General features: G+C 69.7%; 23 protein-coding genes. 11 read left to right on the top strand and 12 right to left on the bottom strand.

Going from position 1 to position 24,338, the window contains the following annotated elements:
- Nucleotides 1-21: 21 nt before the first annotated feature.
- Complete coding sequence (locus ACQUST_RS05390) at nucleotides 22-327, bottom strand: hypothetical protein (RefSeq protein WP_435125885.1); 306 nt, start codon at nucleotides 325-327, stop codon at nucleotides 22-24.
- Between the two features lie 75 nt (nucleotides 328-402).
- Nucleotides 403-738 (bottom strand): hypothetical protein, encoded by a 336-nt coding sequence (locus tag ACQUST_RS05385; RefSeq protein WP_435125883.1) that lies wholly within the window; start codon nucleotides 736-738, stop codon nucleotides 403-405.
- 100 nt (nucleotides 739-838) lie between these two features.
- On the opposite strand from ACQUST_RS05385, the gene ACQUST_RS05380 reads away from it, so the two are divergent.
- Nucleotides 839-1,627, top strand: coding sequence for an acetyl-CoA synthetase (locus ACQUST_RS05380; protein ID WP_435125881.1), 789 nt, complete (start codon nucleotides 839-841; stop codon nucleotides 1,625-1,627).
- Between the two features lie 36 nt (nucleotides 1,628-1,663).
- Here the strand turns inward: ACQUST_RS05380 and ACQUST_RS05375 are convergent, their stop codons facing one another.
- Complete coding sequence (locus tag ACQUST_RS05375) at nucleotides 1,664-3,673, bottom strand: AMP-binding protein (RefSeq protein ID WP_435125878.1); 2,010 nt, start codon at nucleotides 3,671-3,673, stop codon at nucleotides 1,664-1,666.
- A 182-nt stretch (nucleotides 3,674-3,855) separates the two neighbouring features.
- Here ACQUST_RS05375 and ACQUST_RS05370 point away from each other — a divergent pair, with 182 nt between their 5' ends.
- The gene (locus tag ACQUST_RS05370; protein WP_435125875.1) at nucleotides 3,856-4,437 is read left to right on the top strand and encodes a GNAT family N-acetyltransferase; all 582 of its coding nucleotides are present in this window, start codon (nucleotides 3,856-3,858) and stop codon (nucleotides 4,435-4,437) included.
- A 60-nt stretch (nucleotides 4,438-4,497) separates the two neighbouring features.
- Here the strand turns inward: ACQUST_RS05370 and ACQUST_RS05365 are convergent, their stop codons facing one another.
- Both ACQUST_RS05365 and ACQUST_RS05360 read right to left on the bottom strand, forming a co-directional pair.
- Nucleotides 4,498-4,722, bottom strand: a complete 225-nt coding sequence (locus ACQUST_RS05365; RefSeq protein WP_435125872.1) for a hypothetical protein — start codon at nucleotides 4,720-4,722, stop codon at nucleotides 4,498-4,500.
- A gap of 126 nt (nucleotides 4,723-4,848) precedes the next feature.
- A complete protein-coding gene (locus ACQUST_RS05360; RefSeq protein ID WP_435125871.1) occupies nucleotides 4,849-5,157 on the bottom strand; it encodes a DUF7520 family protein in 309 nt (102 codons plus the stop codon).
- Between the two features lie 78 nt (nucleotides 5,158-5,235).
- On the opposite strand from ACQUST_RS05360, the gene cdd reads away from it, so the two are divergent.
- From cdd to ACQUST_RS05340, 4 genes are all read left to right on the top strand, one after another.
- Entirely contained in the window at nucleotides 5,236-5,721 is a 486-nt protein-coding gene (gene cdd, locus ACQUST_RS05355; protein WP_435125868.1) for a cytidine deaminase, read from the top strand.
- A gap of 99 nt (nucleotides 5,722-5,820) precedes the next feature.
- Nucleotides 5,821-6,036 carry a hypothetical protein gene (locus ACQUST_RS05350; RefSeq protein ID WP_435125866.1) on the top strand — a complete coding sequence of 72 codons (216 nt, stop codon included), beginning with the start codon at nucleotides 5,821-5,823 and terminating at the stop codon, nucleotides 6,034-6,036.
- 101 nt (nucleotides 6,037-6,137) lie between these two features.
- A complete protein-coding gene (locus ACQUST_RS05345) occupies nucleotides 6,138-6,956 on the top strand; it encodes a nucleoside phosphorylase (protein ID WP_435125863.1) in 819 nt (272 codons plus the stop codon).
- A gap of 78 nt (nucleotides 6,957-7,034) precedes the next feature.
- The gene (locus tag ACQUST_RS05340; RefSeq protein WP_435125860.1) at nucleotides 7,035-8,216 is read left to right on the top strand and encodes an NAD(P)/FAD-dependent oxidoreductase; all 1,182 of its coding nucleotides are present in this window, start codon (nucleotides 7,035-7,037) and stop codon (nucleotides 8,214-8,216) included.
- A gap of 365 nt (nucleotides 8,217-8,581) precedes the next feature.
- Here ACQUST_RS05340 and ACQUST_RS05335 read toward each other — a convergent pair whose 3' ends face one another.
- Nucleotides 8,582-9,115: an HTH domain-containing protein gene (locus tag ACQUST_RS05335; RefSeq protein WP_435125859.1), complete on the bottom strand. Its 534-nt coding sequence runs from the start codon at nucleotides 9,113-9,115 to the stop codon at nucleotides 8,582-8,584.
- A 159-nt stretch (nucleotides 9,116-9,274) separates the two neighbouring features.
- Between ACQUST_RS05335 and ACQUST_RS05330 the strand changes: the two genes are divergently transcribed.
- The 3 genes from ACQUST_RS05330 to rocF all read left to right on the top strand — a co-directional run bounded on the left by ACQUST_RS05330 (nucleotide 9,275) and on the right by rocF (nucleotide 12,249).
- Nucleotides 9,275-10,192 (top strand): NAD-dependent epimerase/dehydratase family protein, encoded by a 918-nt coding sequence (locus tag ACQUST_RS05330; protein ID WP_435125856.1) that lies wholly within the window; start codon nucleotides 9,275-9,277, stop codon nucleotides 10,190-10,192.
- Nucleotides 10,193-10,268: 76 nt separating this feature from the next.
- Nucleotides 10,269-11,195, top strand: coding sequence for a carbamate kinase (locus tag ACQUST_RS05325; RefSeq protein WP_435125853.1), 927 nt, complete (start codon nucleotides 10,269-10,271; stop codon nucleotides 11,193-11,195).
- Nucleotides 11,196-11,235: 40 nt separating this feature from the next.
- Entirely contained in the window at nucleotides 11,236-12,249 is a 1,014-nt protein-coding gene (gene rocF, locus ACQUST_RS05320) for an arginase (RefSeq protein WP_435125850.1), read from the top strand.
- A gap of 123 nt (nucleotides 12,250-12,372) precedes the next feature.
- On the opposite strand, the gene gyrA is transcribed toward rocF, so the two are convergent.
- Both gyrA and gyrB read right to left on the bottom strand, forming a co-directional pair.
- Nucleotides 12,373-14,865 (bottom strand): DNA gyrase subunit A, encoded by a 2,493-nt coding sequence (gyrA, locus tag ACQUST_RS05315; protein ID WP_435125847.1) that lies wholly within the window; start codon nucleotides 14,863-14,865, stop codon nucleotides 12,373-12,375.
- A 9-nt stretch (nucleotides 14,866-14,874) separates the two neighbouring features.
- Nucleotides 14,875-16,809, bottom strand: coding sequence for a DNA topoisomerase (ATP-hydrolyzing) subunit B (gyrB, locus tag ACQUST_RS05310; RefSeq protein WP_435125844.1), 1,935 nt, complete (start codon nucleotides 16,807-16,809; stop codon nucleotides 14,875-14,877).
- A 246-nt stretch (nucleotides 16,810-17,055) separates the two neighbouring features.
- Here gyrB and ACQUST_RS05305 point away from each other — a divergent pair, with 246 nt between their 5' ends.
- Together ACQUST_RS05305 and ACQUST_RS05300 are read left to right on the top strand one after the other, a co-directional pair.
- Nucleotides 17,056-19,482, top strand: coding sequence for a DNA topoisomerase VI subunit B (locus ACQUST_RS05305; RefSeq protein WP_435125842.1), 2,427 nt, complete (start codon nucleotides 17,056-17,058; stop codon nucleotides 19,480-19,482).
- Between the two features lies 1 nt (nucleotide 19,483).
- Complete coding sequence (locus ACQUST_RS05300) at nucleotides 19,484-20,596, top strand: DNA topoisomerase IV subunit A (RefSeq protein ID WP_435125840.1); 1,113 nt, start codon at nucleotides 19,484-19,486, stop codon at nucleotides 20,594-20,596.
- A gap of 92 nt (nucleotides 20,597-20,688) precedes the next feature.
- Here ACQUST_RS05300 and ACQUST_RS05295 read toward each other — a convergent pair whose 3' ends face one another.
- The 4 genes from ACQUST_RS05295 to ACQUST_RS05280 form a co-directional block, all read right to left on the bottom strand.
- Nucleotides 20,689-21,453, bottom strand: a complete 765-nt coding sequence (locus ACQUST_RS05295; protein WP_435125839.1) for an MBL fold metallo-hydrolase — start codon at nucleotides 21,451-21,453, stop codon at nucleotides 20,689-20,691.
- A 25-nt stretch (nucleotides 21,454-21,478) separates the two neighbouring features.
- Nucleotides 21,479-21,679, bottom strand: a complete 201-nt coding sequence (locus ACQUST_RS05290) for a hypothetical protein (protein WP_435125836.1) — start codon at nucleotides 21,677-21,679, stop codon at nucleotides 21,479-21,481.
- Nucleotides 21,680-21,778: 99 nt separating this feature from the next.
- Nucleotides 21,779-23,500: an ATP-dependent DNA ligase LigA gene (gene ligA, locus ACQUST_RS05285; protein ID WP_435125833.1), complete on the bottom strand. Its 1,722-nt coding sequence runs from the start codon at nucleotides 23,498-23,500 to the stop codon at nucleotides 21,779-21,781.
- A gap of 197 nt (nucleotides 23,501-23,697) precedes the next feature.
- A complete protein-coding gene (locus ACQUST_RS05280; RefSeq protein ID WP_435125830.1) occupies nucleotides 23,698-24,201 on the bottom strand; it encodes a DUF6884 domain-containing protein in 504 nt (167 codons plus the stop codon).
- Nucleotides 24,202-24,338: the final 137 nt, after the last annotated feature.

The raw sequence follows: 24,338 nt of genomic DNA, 5'->3' as shown, positions 1-24,338 counted from the left end.
GCGACCCCGGTTCGCGCCGGATTAGTCCTCGTCCAGGTTCGAGGAAGCGGCGGCCATCGCGGCGCCGACGGCGACCCCGACGCCGACCCAGATTCCGAGGTCGCCGGTCGCCACGCCGACCGCGGCGCCGACGCCGACACCGACCGCGAGCCACATCCCGGCGGTTCCGTCGAACGGCGAATCCGTCCCGTTCTCCGCGTCGGTCTCTGGGTCGGCCTCCGAATCGGTTCCCACGTCGGCTTCTGCGTCGGGCTCCGGGCCGGCCTCCTCGCTGGAGTCGCCGCCGACTCGGGTCGGTCGGTCCGTGTCGTCGCGGCCGTCGGTCATACATCCCCGTCGCGGCCGGCGGAGAAGCCAGTTTCGCCGAGCGGCCACGGGACGCCGGATGGCACCTGCGGGCGGTCAGTGCCGCGGCGCCGTCGGGGTCTGTTCCGGGCGGAGAATCAGGTCGCCGGCGGCGTCCATCAGCGGCTTCAGCAGCGTGAACTCCGCGAACACGAGGAAGCCGATGCCGAAGAAGTACAGCGTGCCGGCGACGCCGTCGAGCGACAGGAACGTCCACAGCCGGAAGGCGAGCGTGACGGTACCGACGATGACCGGGAAGCAGACGGCGACGACGACGGCGAGGTACGCGGCCGACAGCGTCCACGTCACCGCGGCACCGCGCAGCCACCGAGCCGCGGCGGCTGTACGCTGGAGGGCGGCGTCTGCGACGCCGGAGGAGTCGTTCGTCTCCATGAACCGGGATGAGCGGAGCCGCCGGCGAAAGTGTTTCTGAAACACGGATTTCACCGACGCGACCCGCTGGACTCATTCCGGTGCCGGACGAAGGGGAGCTATGACCGGCGATACGGCGTTCGCGGACCTCTCCGAACTCGTCGCGCGCGACCGGCGGAGCGACCGGGCGGCGCTCGTGGACGTCGCGGCGGGCCGCGAGCGAAGCTACTACGACCTCTGTACGACGGCGTACAAGGCCGGGAACGTGCTTCGGTACCTCGGCGTCCGCACCACCGACCGCGTCGCCGTCGAGCCGCGCGCGACGCCGCCGGCGCTCCTGACGTTCCTCGGTGCGGCGCTGCTCGGCGCGGAGACCGAGTTCACCGCCGACACCGACGCCGACGCCCGCGCCGTCGTCGCGCACGCAGACCGGGAATCCGCGTTCGACCTGCACGGCGGCAGCCGCCTGTGCGTCTTCGGCGGCGAGCCGTCGCGGTCGGACACGACCCACTGGGAGACGGAGGTGTGGAGCGAGAACCCGGCGTTCCCGCCGACCGACCACGACCCGGACGCGCCGGTGCTCCGCGGCGGCGACGACGCAGTCTCCTACTCGCACACCGACGTTCTCTCCGCTGCTCGCGACGCGGCCGACCGGCTCGGGCTCGACGCCGACAGCCGGGTCGCGCTGCGCGCGCCGCTTTCGGACCCGCGCGCCGTCGCCGCCGGCGTCGTCGCGCCGCTGCTCGTCGGCGGCGCCGTCGTCCTGCTCGGCGACGACCGAGACGACGCCGACGAGTGGACGGCGGCGGTCGTTTCGGAGGCCGCGTCCGAGTCCGCCGCCGGGTCCGCGGCGTCGACGCTCTCGGTCGCGGACGTGCCGCTGTCGTCGTCGCAGAATCCGGGAGAATAGCGGCGGAGGCGGAGGCGAAGGTGTGCGGCTGGCCGGCTACCGGGCGTCCTGGAGCGCGTCGAGCGAGTCGGGGTTCTCGATGGAGGAGAGGTCGCCGGGGTCGTCGCCGCGGTAGACGGCGCCGATGGCGCGCCGAACGATCTTGCCGCTCTGCGTCTTCGGGAACTCGTCGACGAACAGGAGTTCGCGGGGGCGGAACGGCTTGCCGTGCTCCTCGCCGACGAGCCGGCGGAGCTCCTCGCGGAGGTCGTCGCTCGGCTCGGCGTCCGGTTCGAGGACGACGTAGGCGACGACGGCCGTGCCGGTCGTGTCGTCCGGGACGCCGACCGCGGCCGCCTGGTTCACGGCGTCGTGGTCGATGAGGACGCCCTCGATTTCGGCGGGGCCGACCTTCCGGCCGGCGACGTTGAGCGCGTCGTCGGCGCGGCCGTGGAGGAACCAGAAGCCGTCCTCGTCCTTCTGCGCCCAGTCGCCGTGGTTCCACAGCGGCGGGTCGGTGAACGTCGACCAGTACTCTTCGAGGTAGCGGTCGTCGCCCTGCCAGAGGCTCTTGGTCATGCTCGGGCAGGAGTCGCGCGCGACGAGGTAGCCGCGTTCGTGGTCGTCGGCGACCGACTCGCCGTCCTCGTCGACGATGTCGACGTCCATGCCGAGGCCGGGACCGCCGAGGGTGCACGGCTTCAGCGGCTGGTCCGGCATCGGCATCAGGAAGCAGCCGCAGATTTCGGTGCCGCCGGAGATGTTGATGATGGGCGTGTCGCCGCCGCCGACGCGATCGTAGAACCACAGCCAGCTCTCGGGGTCCCACGGCTCGCCGGTCGACCCGAGGATGCGGAGGCTGGAGAGGTCGTGTCGGTCGACGTGCTCGTCGCCGTGTTTGCGGAGCGCGCGAATCGCGGTCGGCGAGATGCCGAACTGGGTGACGTCGTGCCGGTCGATCATGTCCCAGAAGCGGTCCGGGCCGGGGTGGTCGGGGGCGCCCTCGTACATGACGACGGTGCCGCCGAACGCGTGGTTGCCGATGAGCGTCCACGGCCCCATCATCCAGCCGATGTCGGACACCCAGAAGAACCGGTCGCCGGGCTTCCGGTCGAAGCCGAAGTGAATCTCCTTGGCGCACTGCAGCAGGACGCCGGCGTGCGTGTGGACGATGCCTTTCGGCTCGCCGGTCGTCCCGGAGGAGTACAGCAGCATCGACTCCTGGCCGGACGGCAGCGACTTGGAGTCGTAGTCGGCGGGCCTGGTCTCGATTTCGTGGCTCCACCAGCCGTCGCGGCCCTCCGTCCACGGCACCGGGTCGTCGCGGTCGTCGCCGAGGCGGTCGTAGACGACGACGTCGTCGACGTGGCCGGCCTCGGCGATGGCGTCGTCGGCGGTCGGTTTCAGCGTCACCTCGTCGCCGCGGCGGTAGAAGCCGTCGGCGGTGAACAGCACGGCGCACTCGGAGTCCGCGATGCGGGTCGCCGTCGCGTCGGTGCCGAACCCGGAGAAGATGGGGACGGCGATGGCACCGACCTTGAAACAGCCGTAGAGGATGCTGATGACCTCCGGGACCATCGGCATGTAGAGGCCGACCGTGTCGCCGGTTTCGACGCCGACTGATTCGAGGTAGTTCGCGACGCGGTTCGTCTGCCGGTGGAGATCGTGGTAAGTGACGTGGCGCTCGTCGCCGGGTTCGCCCTCCCAGATGCACGCGACCCGGTTCCGCGAGTCAGCGCCGGCGGCGGCGTGCCGGTCGAGGACGTTCCGGGCGACGTTGAGTTCGCCGCCGGGGTACCAGTCCGTGAACTGCGGGCCGTCCGCGTCGTCGCGCACCGCGTCGTACGGCTCGTCGAAGTCGACGCCGAGGTAGTCGACGAGTTCGTCCCAGAACCAGTCGACGCCGGACGCGTCGACGCCGTCGACGTCGCCGCAGGTGCGCGCGAGGAGGTCGTCGTAGTCGTCGATGCCGTACTCGCGCATGAACCGCCGGACGTTCGTCGCCTCCGCGAACGCCTCGTCGGGCACGTGGACTACCTCGTCGGTGTCGGCCTCCGTTGGGGGCATGCTACTCCGCCGATGGGGCCGCCGCCGGTAAGTAGGTTTCCTGAATCTTGCTCGAACCGAAACCGTTCAAATCAGACCGGACCGGTCCGACTCGGTCCGGGCCGAACCAGGTTCGCCGCCGGGTCGCGACCGCGACGTATCGCCCCGCAAACCACTTTTCGGGGGGGTGCGTACAGAGGCCCATGTACGTCCGTGACGCGAAAAACCGAGACGAGGTCTGGCTGCTCGACCGGATTGAGGAGATGGGGTTCGACGAGACCTCGTTCCGCTCACGGGACTACGTCATCGCCGTCGACGAGGAGTCGAACGAGCGCGCCGGGTTCGGCCGCATCCGCCTCCACAAGACCGACGACGGTGACTACTGCGAACTCACCTGCGTCGGCGTCCTCGAGCGGTGGCGCGGCCAGGGCGTCGGCGCGCACGTCGTCGAGCGGCTGGTGAAAGAGGCGGGCGACGAGGGGTTCGAAGAGGTGTACTGCTTCACGGACAACCCCGCCTACCTGACGCAGTTCGGCTTCGAGCGGGTGGAGCCGGCGTCGCTCCCCGACCCGCTGGCGGAGCGGTTCGAAGCGAAGCGCGGCGACGACGACTCCGTGGAGCCGGTTCGGCTCGCCGTCGACGACCTGGAGATACCGGACCGGCACCGCGAGCGGTTCAAGCAGGCGAGCCCGCACGGCCGCGACGGCGACGTCGCCATCGAAGAGACCGCCGAGGACTTCGGAATCGACCCGGACGAGACGACGTACAAGTACGACACCGGGTGACTGCCCTGCTTCTGCGCTCTCCCGCTCCTCCGCTCCGCCGGGCGGCCGAGCCGCGGCGCGTCACGTCCGGTCGTCGAGGAAGTCCGTCGAGAACACGATGTACGCGAGCACGGAACAGAACAGGATGGGCGGCAGAATCGCGAACCCCCACAGCGGATTGATGCCCCAGTATAGCAGCAGCACGACGTCCGCGAGGCCGATGGCGAGGAACGGCGCCGTCGCGAGCACGCCGCGTTTCCGGTTCCGTCCCCCCTCGTCGGCGTCCGGGCCGAGCGTCGTCGACATATCGGCTGTCGGGACCGCCGCGATAAAAGCCGCCCGCTCGACGGGCCGGGCGACCGCAGTGACCGCGACAGCGGCGACAGCGGCGACAGCGACGGCCGCGGCTGCAGCGTCGCGGGCAGAGGTCGGTCACACCGCGTCGTCGTCGACGCGGGACGCCATCGACACGAGTCCGAACAGGACGGCGAGGACGAGGACGGACAGCGTCGCGCCGTAGGCCGCCATCGCCGCCGGCGACCCGGGGAGCGTCACGACGCCGAACACGTCGACGGCGGCGACGGCGTTGTTCGCGGCGACGACGTAGCCCGCGGCGGCGACGAACAGCGTCACGACCGCGCCGGCGACGAGGAAGTAGCGCGCACCGTCGTCGCCCGCCTCGACGGTCGCCTCCGCCGGGCCGTCCGCGTCGGCGCCGCGCCGGTCGTCGAAGTCAGTCACAGCCGACCTTCCGGGCGCGGCGGTAAGGCTCTGTCGGGACTTTCGGGATTTATCCCGGGGGGACGCGAACCCGTCTGTATGAGCGATTCACCGAGCGACGACCCGCTGGTCGCCGCAGCGCGCGACGCCGCCGAGAACGCCTACGTCCCGTACTCCGAGTACGCGGTCGGCGCCGCCGTCGAAACCGCCGACGGAACCGTCTACGTCGGCTGCAACATCGAGAACGCGAACTACTCGAACTCGCTGCACGCTGAGGAGGTCGCCATCGGCGAAGCCGTCAAGGACGGCCACGACTCGTTCGCCCGCATCGCGGTCACGTCCGCCGCCCGCGACGGCGTCACGCCCTGCGGGATGTGCCGGCAGACGCTCGCGGAGTTCTGCGAGGAGGACACCCCGGTCGTCTGCGACGAGGGCGACTCGCTCGCCCGGTACGCCCTCGGCGACCTCATCCCGAACACCATCAGCTTCGAAACGCTGGAGGAGGCCCAACGGAAACAGGACGGCGCCGCCGTCGGCGAACCGGCCGCCGACGTCACCGAACCGCCCGCGGACCTCGACGAGTAACCGCCGGCCCAGCGACCGGGTGACCGGGCGACCGGGCGGCCCGGAGCGTGAGCCTCTCGGGATGCGAAGAGTCATTGCCGAACGGAGGCGACGGCCGCTATGCGGGAACGGCTCGTCGGTCTGTATCGGCGCAACGAACTGTTCTGGGTCGGGCTACTCGTAACGATTCTCGGGGCGCTAACCCCGGAATCGCTCCGGCTCTGGTGGCTGGACGTCTCGAACTGGCTCGTCACGTCCGGCGGCGGCCTCCTGCTCGCGAGCGTGTTCGTCGGGCTCTACAGGCGCTTCGGAGCGTCGGAAGGACCTGCGGAGTAGCGTCGCGCATCGGCCGGGCGCCGCTCACCCGCGTTCGCTTCCGCGGATTTCAGCGGCGCCGAACGGATGGAACTACAAGGCCGGTCGGCGAACCCCGTGGCATGACTGACGCAAGCGAGGACCCGAACGATGAGACGCAGTACCACGTCGCCGTCGGCCCGGACGACGTCGCCGAGACGGTGCTGCTCCCCGGGAACCCCGAGCGCGTCGACAAGGTGACGGCGCTGTGGGACGACTCGGAGGAGGTCGCACAGCACCGCGAGTACCGCACGGCGACCGGGACGTACGACGACGAGCCGCTGTCGGTGACGTCGACCGGCATCGGGTCGCCGTCGGCCGCCATCGCCGTCGAGGAGCTGGCGCGCGCCGGCGTCGAGACGTTCATCCGGGTCGGCTCCTGCGGCGCGATTCAGGAAGGGATGGAGGTCGGCGACCTCGTCATCTCCTCGGGCGGCGTCCGGCAGGAGGGCACCAGCAAGGAGTACGTCCGCGAGGACTACCCGGCGGTCGCAGACCAGGAGGTCGTGTCGGCGCTCGTCGCCGCCGCCGAGCGGCTCGGCTACGACTACCACGTCGGCGTCACCATGTCCGCGGACTCGTTTTACGCCGGCCAGGGCCGGCCGGGGCTCGACGGCTTCCGCGCCGCCGGCTCCGAGGAGCTGGTGGAGGCGCTCCGCGACGTCGACGTGAAGAACATCGAGATGGAGGCGTCCGCCATCATGACGGTCGCGAACGTCTACGGGCTGCGCGCCGGCGCCGTCTGCACCGTCTACGCGAACCGCATCACCGGCGAGTTCCGCACCGAAGGCGAGTCGCGCGCCGCCGAAACCGCGAGCCTCGCCGCCGCGCTGCTCGCCCGGATGGACCGCGTGAAAGCCGAGGCGGGCGTCGACCACTGGCACGCCGGCCTCAGCCTGTAGCGTCGCGGCCGCGGAAACCCCGGGCGCGGCCCTGTCGGTTTCAACACGCATTTATCGGATGGGTCGGAACCAGACCGCATGAGCACGAACGTCGTCGTCATCGGCTCCGGCTACGCCGGGGCTGGCGCAGTGAAGTCGTTCGAGGACGCCATCGAACCCGGCGAAGCCGAACTCACCTGGGTGTCCGAGAACGACTACCACCTGGTTCTCCACGAGGCGCACCGCGTCATCCGGAAGCCGTCCGTCGAATCGAAGATCGCGATTCCGGTCGAGGAGATCAAGTCCGACGAGACGTCGTTCGTGAAGGGGCGCGTCACGGACGTCGACGTCGACGACCGCACCGTCGTCACCGAGGACGGCGACGAAATCGACTACGACTACCTGCTCGTCGCCGTCGGCTCCGCCACGGCGTTCTTCGGCATCGACGGGCTGAAAGAGCACTCGCTCACCCTGAAGGGGCTCGACGACGCCCGCGAAATCCACCAGCAGGTGAAGGAGGCGGGCGAGGAGGCGACGACGACCGACCCGGCGCAGGTCGTCGTCGGCGGCGCCGGCCTCTCCGGCATCCAGGCGGCCGGCGAAATCGCGGAGTACCGCGACGACACCAAAGCCCCAATCGACATCAAACTGGTCGAAGGGCTCGACAACGTCTTCCCCGGGAACGACCCCGAGGTGCAGGGCGCCATCCGGAAGCGGCTCGAAGCGAAAGACGTCGACATCCTCACCGGCGACTTCATCTCGGAGGCCGACGAGGACGCCGTCTACCTCGGCGGCGGCGAGGACGAGGAGGCCGAAGAGCTCCCGTACGACGTGCTGCTGTGGACCGGCGGCATCACCGGCCAGGAGGAGCTCGCGGACGTCGACCTCGACAAGGACGACCGGTCGAACCGCATCACCGCGGAGTCGACGTTCGAGACCAGCGACGACCGCGTGTTCGCCATCGGCGACACCGCGCTCGTCGACCAGGGCGACGACGACGTCGCGCCGCCGACCGCGCAGGCCGCCTGGCAGGCCGCGGACGTCGCCGGGGAGAACCTCGCCCGAGCGGTCCGCGGCGCGCCGCTGCAGTCGTGGAGCCACACCGACAAGGGGACGCTAATCTCGGTCGGCGAGGAGGCCGTCGCCCACAACGTCCAGGGCGTGCCGATGAACACGTTCGGCGGCACCGGCGCGAAGTTCCTGAAGAAGGCGGTCGCGACGCGGTGGATCGCCGACATCACGACCATCGGCCGCGGCCTGAACGCCTGGAGCGACATGTGAGCGACGGCGGCTGACCGCCGCCACGTCGACTCCGGACTGACCGACTCGGGTCTTTTCGTCGCGTCACGCCGAACCGAGAGCGCCGCCGCCGGCTCCCGCTCCGCCATCGTCGGCGTCGGCAGCCGACCGAGTTCGTGCGCGTACCCGCCGGAGCAGCGGCGACTGAGTCTGCGGCTGCCCGAACAGCGGCTCCGTAGCGGTGACGGTCGGCCGCGAACGGCTGCGGTACCGAGCGGCGTCCGCGGCAGGCGCCTCCGGAAAAGTGAGAGAGCGAGAGACGGAGAGAACGCACCGACAGTCGTCGTCCAGCGAGCGCGTCGCGGCTCGGCTCGGCCGGACTCGCCTCGTCGTCGGCGGGTCCGCGGTCAGTGCTCGGGCTCCTCGGCCGGCGCCTCCATGCTCTCCAGTTTCAGGATGAGCACGGAGCTGGACGCGTCCTTGCCGTCGACGGTGCCGCGGATGAGCAGCTTCGACAGCGGCGTCGGGCCGACGGTGACGGAGTCGCCCTCGTGGAAGTCGCGGACGGAGCCCTGCAGCTGAATCTCGGCGCGGCACAGCTCGGGGTGGTGGACCGACGTCAGGTCGATCTCCTGGACGTTCACGTTCTCCAGCCGCTCGCCCTCGTGCGAGAGCGGCGTCGCCGCCGGCTCGTCGAGGCTCTGGAGGTCGAGCGCCTCGAACGCGTTCGACGTCGGCTTGTAGCCGCCTTTCGGGCCGGGGACGCCCTCGACCAGCTGGAGCGCCTTCAGGCTCTGCATCTGGTTGCGGATGGTGCCGGGGTTCCGGCCGACCGCCTCCGCGATGGTCTCGCCCTTGACGGCGTCCTCGGATTCGCGGTAGAGGTTTACCAGTTCGTTCAGGATTTTGCGTTGACTGTCGGTGAGCTCGATGGACGACATATGACGAAGGATACCCGGTGAACGTGCATAAATCCACGGAACGCGGTCCCGCAGTTCGACGGACAGCGTGGATTCGCGGGGCGATGAGGCGGAACGACGCGGTTTCCGGTGTCGGCGCCGACCGACACGGCTTAGGCGACGGGGCGGCGTCGGTGGGACATGGAAGGGAAGCGTGTCCTCGTCACCGGGGGCGCCGGCTTCATCGGCTCGAACCTCGCGAACCACCTCGCCGCCGACAACGACGTCGTCGCCGTCGACGACCTCTACCTCGGCACGCCGGAGAACCTCGACGACGACGTCGAGTTCGTTGAGGCGTCCGTCCTCGACGACGACCTGCCGGCGGACGTCGACGTGCTGTTCCACCTCGCGGCGCTCTCCTCGCTCAACATGCACGAGGAGGACCCACAGCGCGGCGCGCGCGTCAACGTCGAAGGGTTCGTCAACGCCGTCGAACAGGTCGCGGCGAACGGCTGTGACACCGTCGTCTACGCGACGACCTCCTCGATTTACGGCAGCCGAACGGAGCCGTCGCCGGAGTCGATGGACGTCGAGGCGCACACCGGCTACGAGGCGTCGAAACTCGCCCGCGAGCGGTACGCCGAGTACTACGCGAACGGCCGCGACATGAACATGGCCGGGATGCGGTTCTTCTCGGTGTACCAGGGCGCCCGCGGCGCCGAAGGCCACAAGGGCGAGTTCGCGAACATCATCGCGCAGTTCGCCGACTGGATGGCGAACGGTGAGCGACCGAAAGTGTACGGCGACGGCGGCCACACCCGCGACTTCACGCACGTCGACGACATCGTCCGCGGCATCGAACTCGCCGCCGACCACGAGCTCACCGGCGTCTACAACCTCGGCACCGGCGACGCGTACAGCGCCGACGACGTCGTGGAGATGCTGAACGACGAACTCGGCACGGACCTCGAACCGGAGTACGTGGAGAACCCGATTCCCGAGGAGAAGTTCGTCTACCACACCTGCGCCGACTACTCGAAGATCAACGACGCGACCGGCTGGGAGCCCGAAATCGGCTTCGAGGAGGGCATCCGCCGCGTCTGCGAACCGTACAAGTAGCCGCGTCGCGTCGAACCCCCGGTCGGCGGGCGCGGCCGGCCACAACCACCATTGACCGGGGGCGACACGGCCCGGTATGACGCGGACCGCGGTCGCGCTCGGCGGCAACGCGATTCTCCGCGGCGGCGAGGGAACCGTCGAGGAGGAGCGCCGCCGGATTCGGGAGACGCGGACGGAGCTCCGGCCGCTTCACGACGACGGGCACGACCTGCTGTTCACGCACGGGAACGGCCCGCAGGTCGGCGCGCGCCTGCTGACGGAGACGGAGGCGTCCGGCGAGCCGGAGCCGCTGGACGTGCTTGTGGCGGAGACGCAGGCGCGCATCGGCTACCACCTCCAGCTCGGGCTGGGCGACGCCTTCGGCGGGCGACCGGTGGTGGTGCTCACGCGGACGCGCGTCGACCCGGACGACCCCGGGTTCGACGACCCGAGCAAGCCCGTCGGCCCCGAGTACACCGACCTCGACCCGTCGTCGGCGTCGTTCCCGGTCACGGAGGTCCACGGCGCGAACGGGCGGGCGTACCGGCGCGTCGTCCCGTCACCGGACCCCGTGGAGGTGCTCGAAGCGGACCGAATCAGGCGGCTCGCGGAGGCCGCCGAAGGCCCGGTCATCTGTGGCGGCGGTGGCGGCGTCCCGGTCGTCAGGCGGGACGGCCGGCCCGGCGAGTACGAGGGCGTCGCCGCGGTCGTCGACAAGGACCGGACGACGCGGCTGCTCGCGGAGACCGTCGGCGCCGACTCGCTGCTGTTTCTCACCGACGTCGACGCCGCCTACCGCGGCTTCGGCACCGCCGACGAAGAGCCGATTCGGGAGGCGACGCCGGCGACGCTTCGGGACCTGCTGGCGGCCGGCGAGTTCGGCGCCGGAACGATGCGGCCGAAAGTCGAGGCGGCGGCGGCGTTCGTCGCCGACACCGGCGGCACCGCCCTCATCACGTCCCCCGAACGGCTCCGTGACGCGCTCGACGGCGACGCCGGAACCCGGGTCGTCCCCGCGTCGTAACCCCCGCGGTTTCAAATCGTTCGCGGGCCAACCCTCGGCCATGACCGACAGCAGCGACGCCGCAGCAACGACCGACGGCGGACGCGACGAAGGTGGCCGACACGACGGAGACGACGGACGCGATGGAGACGACGGACACGACGGAGGCGGCGGACGGGTCCGCGTCATCGGCGCGCCGACGGACTACGGCCAGGACCGCCGCGGCGTCGACATGGGGCCGTCGGCAATCCGGTACGGCGGGCTCTCGTCGGCGCTCGAAGACGCCGGCATCGACTGCGTGGACGCCGGCGACCTGCCGGTGCCGCGCGCCGAGGAGCGCGACCCGGACTACCGGATGCCCGCCGAGGGGAACGCGAAGTTCCTCCGCGAAATCGAGGCGGTGACGGACCGGCTCGCCGACGAGGTCGCCGACGCCATCGCCGCGGGCGACCGGCCGCTCGTCCTCGGCGGCGACCACAGCATCGCCATCGGGTCGCTCCGCGGGTCGGCCCGCGACGCCGACGTCGGCGCCGTCTGGTTCGACGCGCACGGCGACTACAACACGCCGACGACGTCGCCGTCGGGGAACGTCCACGGGATGCCGCTCGCCGCGGCGCTCGGCTACGCGGAGTGGGCCGGCGTCGACTGGGCGAACGCCGACGGCCTCCGCGAGGAGAACGTCGTCTACGTCGGCCTCCGGTCGCTCGATTCGGCCGAGCGCGACGCCATCCGCGACTCCGAGATGACGGCGTACACGATGAGCGACATCGACGAGCGCGGCATCACCGAGGTCGTCGAAGCCGCGCTCGGCGTCGCCGCCGACGGCGTCGACGGCGTCCACGTCAGCCTCGACCTCGACTGGCTCGACCCGAGCATCGCGCCGGGCGTCGGCACCGCGGTCCGCGGCGGCGTCACCTACCGCGAAGCCCACTACGCGATGGAGCGCGTCGCGGACGCCGACGTCCTCCGGTCGATGGAGCTGGTCGAAGTGAACCCGGTGCTCGACCAGCACAACGAAACCGCGGAGCTCGCCACCGAACTCGCGGCGTCCGCGTTCGGAAAACGAATCCTGTAGCCGCGTCGGCGACGCAGACGCGGACGCAGCCGCGAACGCGGACGCGACGACGCCGGTTCGGTAGGCGGCGCGCCGCAGTGACGTGGCGGTGCGGAGAAGACGGAGGGTTCTGCGGCGTCGGGGTTACTCGTCGTCGCCGGACTGCTGGTTGTCGGCGGCGACACGGTCGGACGGAAGCACGTCGACGGCGGCGACCTTGTCGCCAGCCTCGACGTCCATCACGGTGACGCCCATCGTGTTACGGCCGACCGTCGAGAGGTCCTCGACGCGGGTCCGCATAATCTGGCCGGCCTCGCTCATCACGAACAGGTGGTCGCCGCTCGACACCGCCTCGATGGCGCACGCCGGGCCGTTCCGGTCGTTCGTCTTGATGTCGATGAGCCCCTTCCCGTTCCGGCTCTGCGTCCGGTACTCGGCGAGTTCGGTGCGTTTCCCGTAGCCGTTCTTCGTGACGGTCAGCACCCAGTCGTGCGCGTCCGGGTCGACCGCGGCGACGCCGGCGACCCGGTCGTCGCCCTCCAGGTCGATGCCGCGGACGCCGCGCGCAGACCGCCCCATCGGCCGAACCTCGGACTCGTCGAACCGAATCGCCATGCCGCCACGGGTCCCGATGACGAGGTCGTGGCTGCCGTCCGTGACTTCGACGTCGGCGAGCGCGTCGCCGTCCTCCAGTTTGATGGCGCGGATGCCGGTCGAGAGGATGTTGTCGAAGTTGTCGCCGGTGGTGCGTTTCACGTAGCCGCCGCGGGTCACCATCGTCAGGTAGTCGTCCTCGTCGAGGTCGTCGCAGTTCACGACCGACGTGATCTCCTCGCCCTCGTCGAGGTCGAGGACGTTCACGGCGGACTTCCCGCGGGCGGTCCGGCCCATCTCCGGCACCTGGTACGTCTTCAGCTGGTACACCTGGCCGTGGGTGGTGAAACAGAGCAGGTAGTCGTGCGTCGACGCGAGGAACACCGACGACACCCGGTCGCCCTCCTTCAGGTCGGCGCCGATGATGCCTTTCCCGCCGCGGTTCTGCGCGGTGAACTCGGCGGCCGGCATCCGCTTGATGTAGTCGTCCTCGGAGACGACGACGACCGTCTCCTCCTCCGGGATGAGGTCTTCGTGGGTGACCGTCCCGGTGTCCTCGACGAACCCGGTGCGGCGGTCGTCGTCGTACTCCGACTTGATTTCGCGGAGCTCCGACTTGATGACCTCGAGCAGTTCGGACTCGGAGCCGAGAATCTCTTCGAGCCGCTCGATGCGCGCCTGCACCTCCTCGTACTCCGACTCGATTTCGGCGGCCTCCATCGACGTCAGCGACCCGAGCTGCATCCGGACGATGTGTTCGGACTGCGCCTCGCTGAACTCGAACCGGTCGCGGAGCGCGGCGCGCGCCTCGTCGCGGTCCTCGCTGTTCCGGATGGTCTCGACGACGTCCTCGACGTTTTCGAGCGCCTTCAGCCTGCCTTCGAGGATGTGCGCGCGGTCCTCCATCTCGTCGAGTTCGTGCTCGGAGCGCCGCGTCACGACCTCCTTCCGGTGGTCGATGTAGTGCTCCAGCGTCTCTTTCAGCGTCAGCACCTTCGGCTGGCCGTCCACGAGCGCGAGGTTGATGACGCCGAACGTGGATTCGAGGTGGTGTTCGAGCAGCTGGTTCTTCACGACCTCGACGTTCGCGCCGCGCTTCAGTTCGACGACGACGCGGACGCCGTCGCGGTCGGACTCGTCGCGCAGGTCGGAGACGCCCTCGATGACGCCCTCGTTGACGTCTTCTGCGATGCGTTCGACGATGCGCGCCTTGTTCTCCTGGTACGGCAGCTCCGTGATGACGATGCGTTCGCGGTCGTTCCCGAACTCCTCGACGTCGAACTCGGCGCGGACGCGGATGCGGCCGCGGCCCGTCGAGTACGCCTGCCGGACCGCGTTGCGGCCGACGATGTTGGCGCCGGTCGGGAAGTCCGGCCCCTTGACGTGTTTCATCAGGTCCGAGACGGAGGCGTCGGGGTCGTCGATGAGTTCGATGGTGGCGTCGACGACCTCACCGAGGTTGTGCGGCGGCACCTTCGTCGACATGCCGACCGCGATGCCGGTCGAGCCGTTCACCAGCAGGTTCGGGTACGCCGCCGGCAGCACGTCCGGCTCTTCGAGCCGGTCGTCGTAGTTCGCGGAGAAGTCGACGGTGTCGCGGTCGATGTCCGCGAGCAGCTCCTCGGAGATGCTCGACATCCGCGCCTCCGTGTACCGCATCGCCGCCGCCGGGTCGCCGTCCATCGACCCGAAGTTCCCCTGGCCGTCGACGAGCGGGTACCGCATCGAGAACTCCTGGGCCATCCCGACGAGCGTGTCGTAGATGGCGGAGTCGCCGTGCGGGTGGTAATCACCCATCGTCTCCCCGACGATGGAGGAGGACTTCCGGTGGCTCGTGTTCGACGTGACGCCCATCTCGTGCATCGCGTACAGGATGCGGCGATGCACCGGCTTCAGGCCGTCACGGACGTCCGGGAGCGCCCGGCCCGCGATGACGGACATCGCGTAGTCGATGTACGACTGCTCCATCTCGTCTTCGATGCGGACGTGCTCTACTCGCGCCGCCGCGACGTCGTCGTTCGCGTCAGGTGCGTCTGAACTCATCGAATCACCTCAGATGTCCACCCACTCCGCCTCCGGAGCGTGGTCCTTGATGAACTGTTTCCGCGGCTCCACCGAGTCGCCCATCAGGACGTTGAACATGCGGTCGGCCGCCGCGGCGTCCTCGATGTCGATCTGTTTCAGGATGCGGTTCTCCGGGTTCATCGTGGTCTGCCAGAGCTGCTCCGGGTTCATCTCGCCGAGCCCCTTGAACCGCTGGACGCGCGTCGGGTTGCCGTCGCACTTCTCCTCGATGATGCGTTCGCGCTCCGCTTCGGTCATCGCGTCGTACGTGTCGCCGCGGTACCGGATGCGGTACAGCGGCGGCTTCGTCGCGTAGATGTAGCCGGCTTCGAGCAGCGGCCGCATGTGCCGGTAGAAGAACGTCAACAGCAGCGTCCGGATGTGCGCGCCGTCGACGTCGGCGTCGGTCGCCATGATGATCTTGTGGTAGCGGGCGTCCTCGATGTCGAACTCGTCGCCGATGCCGGTGCCGATGGCGGTGACGATGTTCCGAATCTGGTCGTTCTCCAGCACCCGGTCGAGCCGGTGCTTCTCGACGTTCAGCACCTTCCCGCGGATGGGGAGCACCGCCTGGTTCTCCGGGTTCCGCGCCTGCTTCGTGGAGCCGCCGGCGGAGTCGCCCTCCACGATGAACAGCTCGGACTCCTCGGGGTCGCGGGACTGACAGTCCGCGAGTTTCCCGGGCAGCGCCGTGGATTCGAGCGCGGACTTCCGCCGCGTCAGCTCTTCGGCTTTCTTCGCGGCTTTCCGTGCGCGCGCCGCCTCCGCCGCCTTGTCGACGATGGCTTCCGCGACGTCCGGGTGCTCTTCGAAGTACGTCCCGAGGTGTTCGTGGACCGCGGACTCGACGACGCCGCGGACCTCGCTGTTGCCGAGTTTCGTCTTCGTCTGCCCCTCGAACTGCGGGTCGGGGTGTTTCACGGAGATGACGGCGGTGAGCCCCTCGCGGACGTCCTCGCCCTTGAGGTTGCCGTCGATGTCGCCGATGAGGCCGTGTTCGTTCGCGTAGTCGTTGACGACGCGGGTGAGCGCCGTCTTGAACCCGGTGAGGTGCGTGCCGCCCTCGCGGGTGTTGATGTTGTTGGCGAACGCGTGCACCGACCCCTGCAGTTCGTCGGTCGCCTGCATCGCCACCTCGACGGTGACGGTGCCGTCGTCGACCTCCTCTGCGGCATCGAAGTAGACGACTTCGCGGTGCAGCGGCGTCCGCGTCTCGTTGAGGTACTCGACGAACTCGCGGATGCCGCCCTCGTAGTGGTACGTCTCCTCGGTGCCGTCGCGTTCGTCGCGCAGCGAGATGTTGACGCCGCTGTTGAGGAACGCGAGTTCGCGGAGCCGCGTCGCGAGCGTGTCGAACGAGAACTCCGTCGTCTCGAAGATCTCGTCGTCGGGCCAGAACCGCATCGACGTCCCGGTCTCCTCGTCCGGCTCCATGTCGCGGACCCGTTCGAAGCCGTCGGGCTGCGGTTCGCCCTGCTCGAAGCGGTGTCGCCACACGGCGCCGTCGCGTTTCACTTCGACTGTCAGTTCGGCGCTGAGTGCGTTCACGACGGAGACGCCGACGCCGTGGAGGCCGCCGGACACCTGGTACGACTTGTTGTCGAACTTGCCGCCGGCGTGCAGCACCGTCATGATGACTTCGAGCGCGGGCCGGTCGTACTTCTCGTGGGTGTCGACCGGGATGCCGCGTCCGTCGTCGGAGACGCTGACGGAGTCGTCGTCGTGGATCGTGACGTCGATGTCGTCACAGTAGCCGGCGAGCGCTTCGTCGATGGAGTTGTCGACGACCTCGTAGACCAGATGATGGAGGCCGCGAGAATCCGTAGAACCGATGTACATCGCCGGACGTTTGCGGACGGCTTGCAGGCCTTCGAGGACCTGAATCTGCCCGGCGCCGTACTCACTCTCCCCTGAGTCTGACATAGGAACCTTACTCGGATTAGCGCGGCCCCACATATAAGTCCTCCCACGCGCGCGCGAAGCGAGTCAGCAGACCGACACGACCGCGGCCGCGGAGCCGCGACCGCCGCGGACCGAACGCGCCGGACGATTCTCCGGGACGAATTCGCCGTCTGCGGCGGTCGAATCGGGCCGCTTCCCGGCGGTTTTCACTTTCACCTCGCCGTGGACACCGTTTTATGCCCCGGCCGGATACGCATACCCACCAGAATGACGTCGTTCCAGTCGACAATCGGCGACGAGCCCGGGATCGCCGACGAGCTGGCCGAGAGCCAGCGCGAGATCTCCATCGCCGAGTTCTTCGAGAAGAACAAGCACATGCTCGGCTTCGACTCGGGCGCCCGCGGGCTGGTCACCGCCGTCAAGGAGGCGGTCGACAACGCCCTCGACGCCTGCGAGGAAGCCGGGATTCGCCCCGACATCTACGTCGAGATTCAGGAGGTCGGCGACTACTACCGGCTCGTCGTCGAGGACAACGGCCCCGGCATCACCAAGGAGTCGCTCCCGAAGGTGTTCGGGAAGCTGCTGTACGGCTCGCGGTTTCACGCCCGCGAGCAGAGCCGCGGTCAGCAGGGAATCGGTATCTCCGCCGCCGTCCTCTACTCTCAGCTCACCTCCGGGAAGCCCGCGAAAGTGACGAGCCGGCCGAAGGGCGAATCCGACGCACAGTACTACGAACTCATCATCGACACGGACACGAACGAACCCGAGATCAGCGTCGACGAGACGACGTCGTGGGACCGGCCGCACGGCACCCGCATCGAGATGGAGATGGAGGGGAACATGCGGGCGCGCAGCCAGCTTCACGACTACGTCAAACACACCGCCGTCGTGAACCCGCACGCCCGGCTCGAACTCCGCGAACCGGGGCTGGACGAACCGATGAAGTTCGAGCGCGGCACCGACCAGCTCCCCGACGAGACCGAGGAGATCCGGCCGCACCCCCACGGCGTCGAACTCGGGACGCTCATCAAGATGCTCGACGCGACCGAGTCGTACTCGGTGTCCGGGTTCCTCCAAGAGGAGTTCACGCGCGTCGGCAAGAAGACCGCCGACAAGGTGTGTGACAGTTTCCGCGACCGGCACTTCGGCCGGGCGCTCGGCTGGCCCGCCGACGAGGACGCCGTCCGCGACGCCGTCTCGGAGGCGGTCTCGAACAAGGGCGCGGAGGCGACGGCGTTCTTCGCGGACGAACTCGCCGACACGCTCGGCGCCCGCGAGCGCACCGCGCACGGCGAACTGGTCTCCATCGTCGACAACGTCGCCGACGCCGCCGAGGAGCGACACGGCGTCACGTTCGGGGACACCGTCCGCGAGAACGCCGTCGAGGCGGCGTGGGCCGAACTCACCGCTTACGACCCCGACGGCGAAGCGTCCGACGACGGTGACGGCGTCGACCGGCTCACGCCGGCGCTGTACGAACTCGTCGACGACGCGACGTCGACGCGGAAGGACGACGCGGCCGTCCACGGCGTCGCCGAGCGGCTCGCCCGGCGGTTCGCGAACGGCGACGACCACCACCACGCGACGCTGCGGACGCTCCGCGGCTACGTCGACGAGGCGGCCGACGACACCGAGGAGTTCGACGACGTCACGTTCGGCGACACCGCCCGCGAGAACGTCGTCGACGCGCTGTGGAGCCGGATGGTGACGGTCGACCGCGAAGTCCCGAAGGTCCGGGAGGTCGCCGGCGACCGCGACACCGCCTCCGCGCTGCTCGAGGCGATGCGCGAAACCGACATCCTCGCGCCGCCGACCGACTGTCTCGCCCCCATCACCGACGAACTGGTCGAGGCCGGGCTGAAAAAGGAGTTCGACGCGGACTTCTACGCGGCGGCGACCCGGGACGCCGAGGTGCACGGCGGCGACCCGTTCATCGTGGAGGCCGGCATCGCCTACGGCGGCGACATCGACGCCGAGGGGCAGGTCGAACTGCTCCGGTTCGCGAACCGCGTCCCGCTGGTCTACCAGCGCGGCGCCTGCGCCACCACCGACGTCGTGAAGTCCATCGGCTGGCGGAACTACGGGCTCGACCAGCCCGGCGGCTCCGGGATGCCGACCGGGCCGGCGGTCATCATGATTCACGTCGCCTCCACGAACGTCCCGTTCACCTCCGAGTCGAAGGACGCGCTCGCGAACATCCCCGCCATCGAAGACGAAATCGAACTGGCGATTCGCGAGGCCGCCCGCGACCTGAAGTCGTACCTGAACAAGCGCCGGTCGATGCAGAAGCGCCGGGAGAAACAGGACGTCCTCGGCCGCATCCTCCCGGAGATGGCCGACAAGGTGTCGGAGGTGTGCGGCCGGGACCGCCCCGACATCGACGCCGCGATGGCGCGCATCATGAACAACGTCTCCGTCGAACGCGAACGCGACGGCGAGACGGTGCGGCTGGTCGTCGAGAACCACTCGGACCGGACCGAAGAACTCGACGTGACGGACATCGTCTCCGCCGAACCGACCGACGTCCCCGACGACGCCACCGTCGTCGACCTCGACGGCGAGTGGTTCGTGAAGTGGAACCCCTCGGTCTCCGGCGGCGACGAAGCGGTCCTCGAATACGCGGTGTCGGCCGACGCCGACTTCGACGTGAACGTCGACGGCGTCGAAACGGAGAAACTCACGGTGAACGCCTAACATGAGCACTGACAGCGACCTCAACACGAACCTGACCGACGAAGAAGCGCGCGACCGGCTCATCGAACTCGCCGAGGAGTTCTACGAACAGTTCGACCAGGGCGACATCCCCGAGATGACGCTGCCGACCCGGACGAAGAGCAACATCGTCTTCGACGAGGACGCCGGCGTCTGGGTGTACGGCGACCGGACGTCGTCGCGGTCGGCGAACTCCGTCCGCGGCGCCAGGAAGCTGCTGAAGGCGGTGTACACCGTCGAGTTCCTGGCCCAGCAGCTCGACGAGGACCGCTCGTCCACGCTGCGTGAACTGTACTACCTCTCGGAGTCGTGGGACTCCGAGGAGGCGCAGTTCAACACGCAAGACGAGTCGAACCAGCTCGTCGAGGACCTCGAAATCGTCTCTGAGGTCAGCCGCGAGGACTTCCACATGCGGCCCGAGGAGTCCGGTGCGAAGGTGATGGGGCCGTTGCTGCTCCGCGAGCAGACCCGGCGTGGCGACCGCGAGATCCACTGCCAAGAGGATGTCGGGCAGGGCGGCTACCAGATTCCGAACAACCCCGACACCATCGAGTTCCTGGAGAACGACGCCGAGTTCGTCCTCTGCGTGGAGACCGGCGGGATGCGCGACCGCCTCGTCGAAAACGGGTTCGACACGGACTACAACGCGCTGGTCGTCCACCTCGGCGGCCAGCCGGCGCGCGCCACTCGCCGCATCACGAAGCGGCTGCACGACGAACTCGACCTGCCGGTCGTCGTGTTCACTGACGGCGACCCGTGGTCGTACCGCATCTTCGGCTCCGTCGCGTACGGCTCCATCAAGTCCGCGCACCTCTCTGAGTACCTGGCGACGCCGGAGGCGCAGTTCGTCGGCATCCGGCCGCAGGACATCGTGGACTACGAACTGCCGACCGACCCGCTGTCCGACTCGGACGTGAACGCGCTGGAGTCCGAACTGGAGGACCCGCGGTTCAAGACGGACTACTGGGAGGAACAGATCGAACTCCAACTCGACATCAACAAGAAGGCGGAGCAGCAGGCGCTCGCCGCGCAGGGCCTCGACTTCGTGACCGACACCTACCTGCCCGAGCGGCTCACCGAAATGGGCGTCCTCTAAGCGGCCAGCGCCGCACCGATTCGGCCGGCCTCCGTCGGCCGGGCCCCCTCGGTTTTCCACTCTGCCCGCGCCGTTCCGGCTGGTCCGTCGCGTTACGTCGACTCGTCGAGGACGACCGGAATCCCGCGTTTCGCGACGTCCGCGGCGAACGCCGCTGAGTCGGCTTCGAGCAGTTCGAGCGTGTTGTAGTGAATCGGCAGGACGAGGTCCGGCTGCATCCGTTCGGCGAGGTCGGCCGCCTCCCGCTCGTTCATGCAGACGGAGCCGGCGATGTTCGCGAGGAACAGCGACACGTCCAGTTCGGCGAACGCGTCGAGCGCGTCGGAGTCGCCGGGCCAGAAGACGGAGGTGCCGCCGAGCGCCAGCCGGAAGCCGACGCCGGTGCCGGGTGGATGCGGCACGGAACCGTCGCGGTCCGCGTGCGGCCCGTCCGGGTCGTTGTGCGCCGGCACCGTCCAGACGTCGGCGTCGCCGACGGCGACGTGGTCCGCGTCGCCGACTCGGACGACGTCGAACGGCAGGTCCGCCAGCGGCCGGACGTCGCGGTCGATTCCGGCGGCGTCGATGCCGTCGAAGGCGACGACGGTGGCGTCGTCGGCCGCGACGCGCTCCACGCCGTCGGAGTCGTAGTGGTGGTCGTGGGTGACGCAGACCAGGTCGGCGTCCATCGGTCGGTGGTCGGTGGCGCGCGGATGCGCCGCCTCCGTCGGGTCGCCGCCGCCCGGCGGCGTCCACTCCCCGGTGAGGACGCCGTATCGGCCCGGGTCGACGTACGCGACGAATCCGTCGTCGGTTTCCAGCCGCGCCGTCGCGTAGCCGTACCACGTCACGTCGAGCCCGTCGTGGTGCACCGTCATGGTCGGTGCTGGGTCGCGGCCCGGTTTACAGGTACCGCTCCTCGGCGGGGCCGAGCCAGAACCCGGCGGCGAACACGAACAGGACGGCGGCGAGCGCGCCGAACCGGAGCGCATCCCCGGCCGCCCCCGCCGCGGCCGACACGGCTGTCGCGACGACGGCGACGGCGAAAGCGAGCGTCAGCACGACCGGCACCGGGTAGGCGGCGACGAAGCGGCGGACGTTCATGGCCGACGGTTTCGCGGGCGCGGCGAAGTGTCTTGCCACTCGCCTCGGTTCAGTCGCCGGCCGCCGGCCTGCCGTGGCGAGCGTCGCGGTCGCGCCGCGTCACTGCTGTTCGGCGAGCCGTTCGACGCGCTCCATCGTGTCCGCCTCGGCGGCGTCTTTGTCCTCGCGCACCTCGACGAACCGCGGGAATCGGAGCGCGTACCCGGAGCTGTACGTCGGCGACGCCTGAATCTCCTCGTAGCCGACCTCGAACACCACCGCCGGCCGGACGTCGACGTCGGTGCCGTCCTCGGCGACGACGTGCGGCTCCAGCCGCTCGGTGAGCTCGACGAGCTGCTCGTCGGTGATGCCGGTCGCGACCTTCCCGATGGTCTCGAAGGCGTCGTCGCCGTCGGCGTCCGCGTCGCGGGCGGACAGCAGAAACGTCCCGAAGACGTTCGCGCGGCGGCCCTCGCCCCACTCCGCGCCGGTGACGGCGAGGTCGAGCGTCTCGACGTCGGGCTTCCGCTTCAGCCAGTTCCGGCCGCGCTTCCCCGGCGAGTACGTCGACGCCGGGTCTTTCAGCATGATGCCCTCGTGGCCGGCGGCGAGCGCGTCCGCCTCGAACCCCTCGATTTCGGCGGTGTCGTCGGAGACGAGCAGTTCGGAGACGCCGACGTCGAGCACGTCGGTGAGCCGGTCGTGCCGCTCGACGAGCGGCGCGTCGAGCAGGTCGGTGCCGTCGGCGTGCAGGCAGTCGAACGCCCGGAGTTCGACCGTCACCTTTTCGCGCATCCGGTCGACGTCGTGTTTCCGGCGGAACCGCCGCAGAATCTCCTGGAACGGCAGCGGGTCGCCGTCGTCGTCGACCGCGACCGCCTCGCCGTCGATGATCGCGGGCACCGACACGTGCTCGCGGGCGTGCTCGACGAGCTCCGGGAGCGCGTCGGTGACGTCCTCCATGTTGCGCGAGAACACGGAGACGTCGTCGCCGTCGACGTGGAGCTGGACGCGTGCGCCGTCGTACTTCGTCTCGACGGCCGCCTCGTCCCACGCGTCGAGCGCGTCGGTCACCGTGCCGGCCTGTGCGAGCATCGCGCGGACCGGGCGGCCGACCGTCAGCGACACGGCCCGGAGCCCGTCGACGCCGTCGTCACGGGCGATTTCGGCGACGCGGCCGTAGTCGTTCGTCACCTGCAGCGCCCGCTCGACCGCCGCGACCAGTTCGTCGGTGTCGTCGTCCTCTGCCCGCTCGTCCGCCGGCGTCACGACTGCCGCGTCGAGGAACGCCGCGGCGGTCGCGTCGCGAATCGACCCTTCGCCGACGCCGATACGCATCTCGCCGAGCAAGAGCCGCGCGAGGTACTTCGCCTCCGTCGGCGACGCGCGGTTGAACAGCCCGAACAGCACGTCGCGGCGGGTGTCCTCGCTGCCCGCGCCCTCCGCGGCCGCGACGTCGGTCAGCGTCTCGTACACCTCGGCGACGGTGAGGTCGTCCGCCGAGTCGCCCGAGCCGAACGCTGCGAGCCCGGTCTGGCCGCCGAAGTCGTAGCTCGCGGCAACCGCGCCGATTTCGCCCCGCTCCGCGAGCCGGTCTTCGACGTCGGCGGCGGTGACGTTCGGGCCGGCGGCGCGGGCGATGGCCTCGTAACACAGCGCCGGGCCGACCGCGAGTTTCCGGGTGTCCCACCCCGGGAAGACGCGGCCCTGCAGGAACCGGGCGACCGTGGCGAGGTCCTCGTCGGCGTCGGCGAGCAGCGCCGCGACCCGTTCGACCGTGGCGAGGTCGGCGTCCTCGGCCTCGACGTCGTCGGCACGCTCGGCGAACGAGGCGAATTGCATGCCTGACGGGAGTCCGTCGCCGCGAATAAGTCCGCCGACTCGGCGTCGGCACCGGTGACTGTATCGGCGTCGATGTCGGCGTTGGCGTCGGGGTCGATGTCGGCGTCGGCACCGGTGTCTGCGTCAGGGTCAGGGCGGCGTCGATGGCGGCGTCAGGGTCTGGCCCGACTGGCCCAGTTCCCTCCGGCTCGGCGCGGTCAGTCGCTCCACTCCGCCGCGGGGTCCGGCGCCTCCTCGGCGTCGTCGCCGCGGCGGATGTCGAGCTGCTCGCGGAGCCACTGCTCCTGTCGGTCCTGGCCGCCGATGCCGGCGAGCGGCTCCGTGGTTTCCGCGCCGGCCGCCGAGACGCGGCTCAGCATTCCGCCGCGCTCTTTCAGCGCCTCCCGCATCGGCCGGTCGGCGAAAACGTGGACGCGCTCGTACTCCCGTTTCCGGACGCGAGACGCCACGTCGCTGACGACGTCCATCGCCCAGCGCGCCTGCTCGCCGGGCTGCAGGTCGGTGAACGCGCGGTCGACGCCGTCGACTTCCTCGTCGGGCGCGACGACGCCGTGGCGTTCCGAGAGCACGAACCACTGGTCGCAGACGTGCGCCGCGAGGTCGGCCTTCAGCGAGAAGAACTCCGTCGCGTAGCGGTCTTCGGCGCGGCCGCGGCCGCTGAACGGGCAGGCGCCGCCCTGGACGAGGCCGAGCGAATTCATGGCGGCGGTTCCGTAGTCGGTAACTTAGTCGTTCCGTCACCGGGGGAGTCGGCCGATATTCGAGGCGGTGCGCCGACACGTTTCACGTCCGGCGGCGGCGAGACGCGGACTCGTCAGCGCGGTGACTGCCGCCCGAC

The organism is Halobaculum sp. D14 (assembly GCF_051195135.1).
GTDB lineage: Archaea > Halobacteriota > Halobacteria > Halobacteriales > Haloferacaceae > JBNTKA01.
The sequence above is the reverse complement of the archived record's forward strand: the minus strand, read 5'-3'. Positions and strand labels throughout refer to the sequence as shown.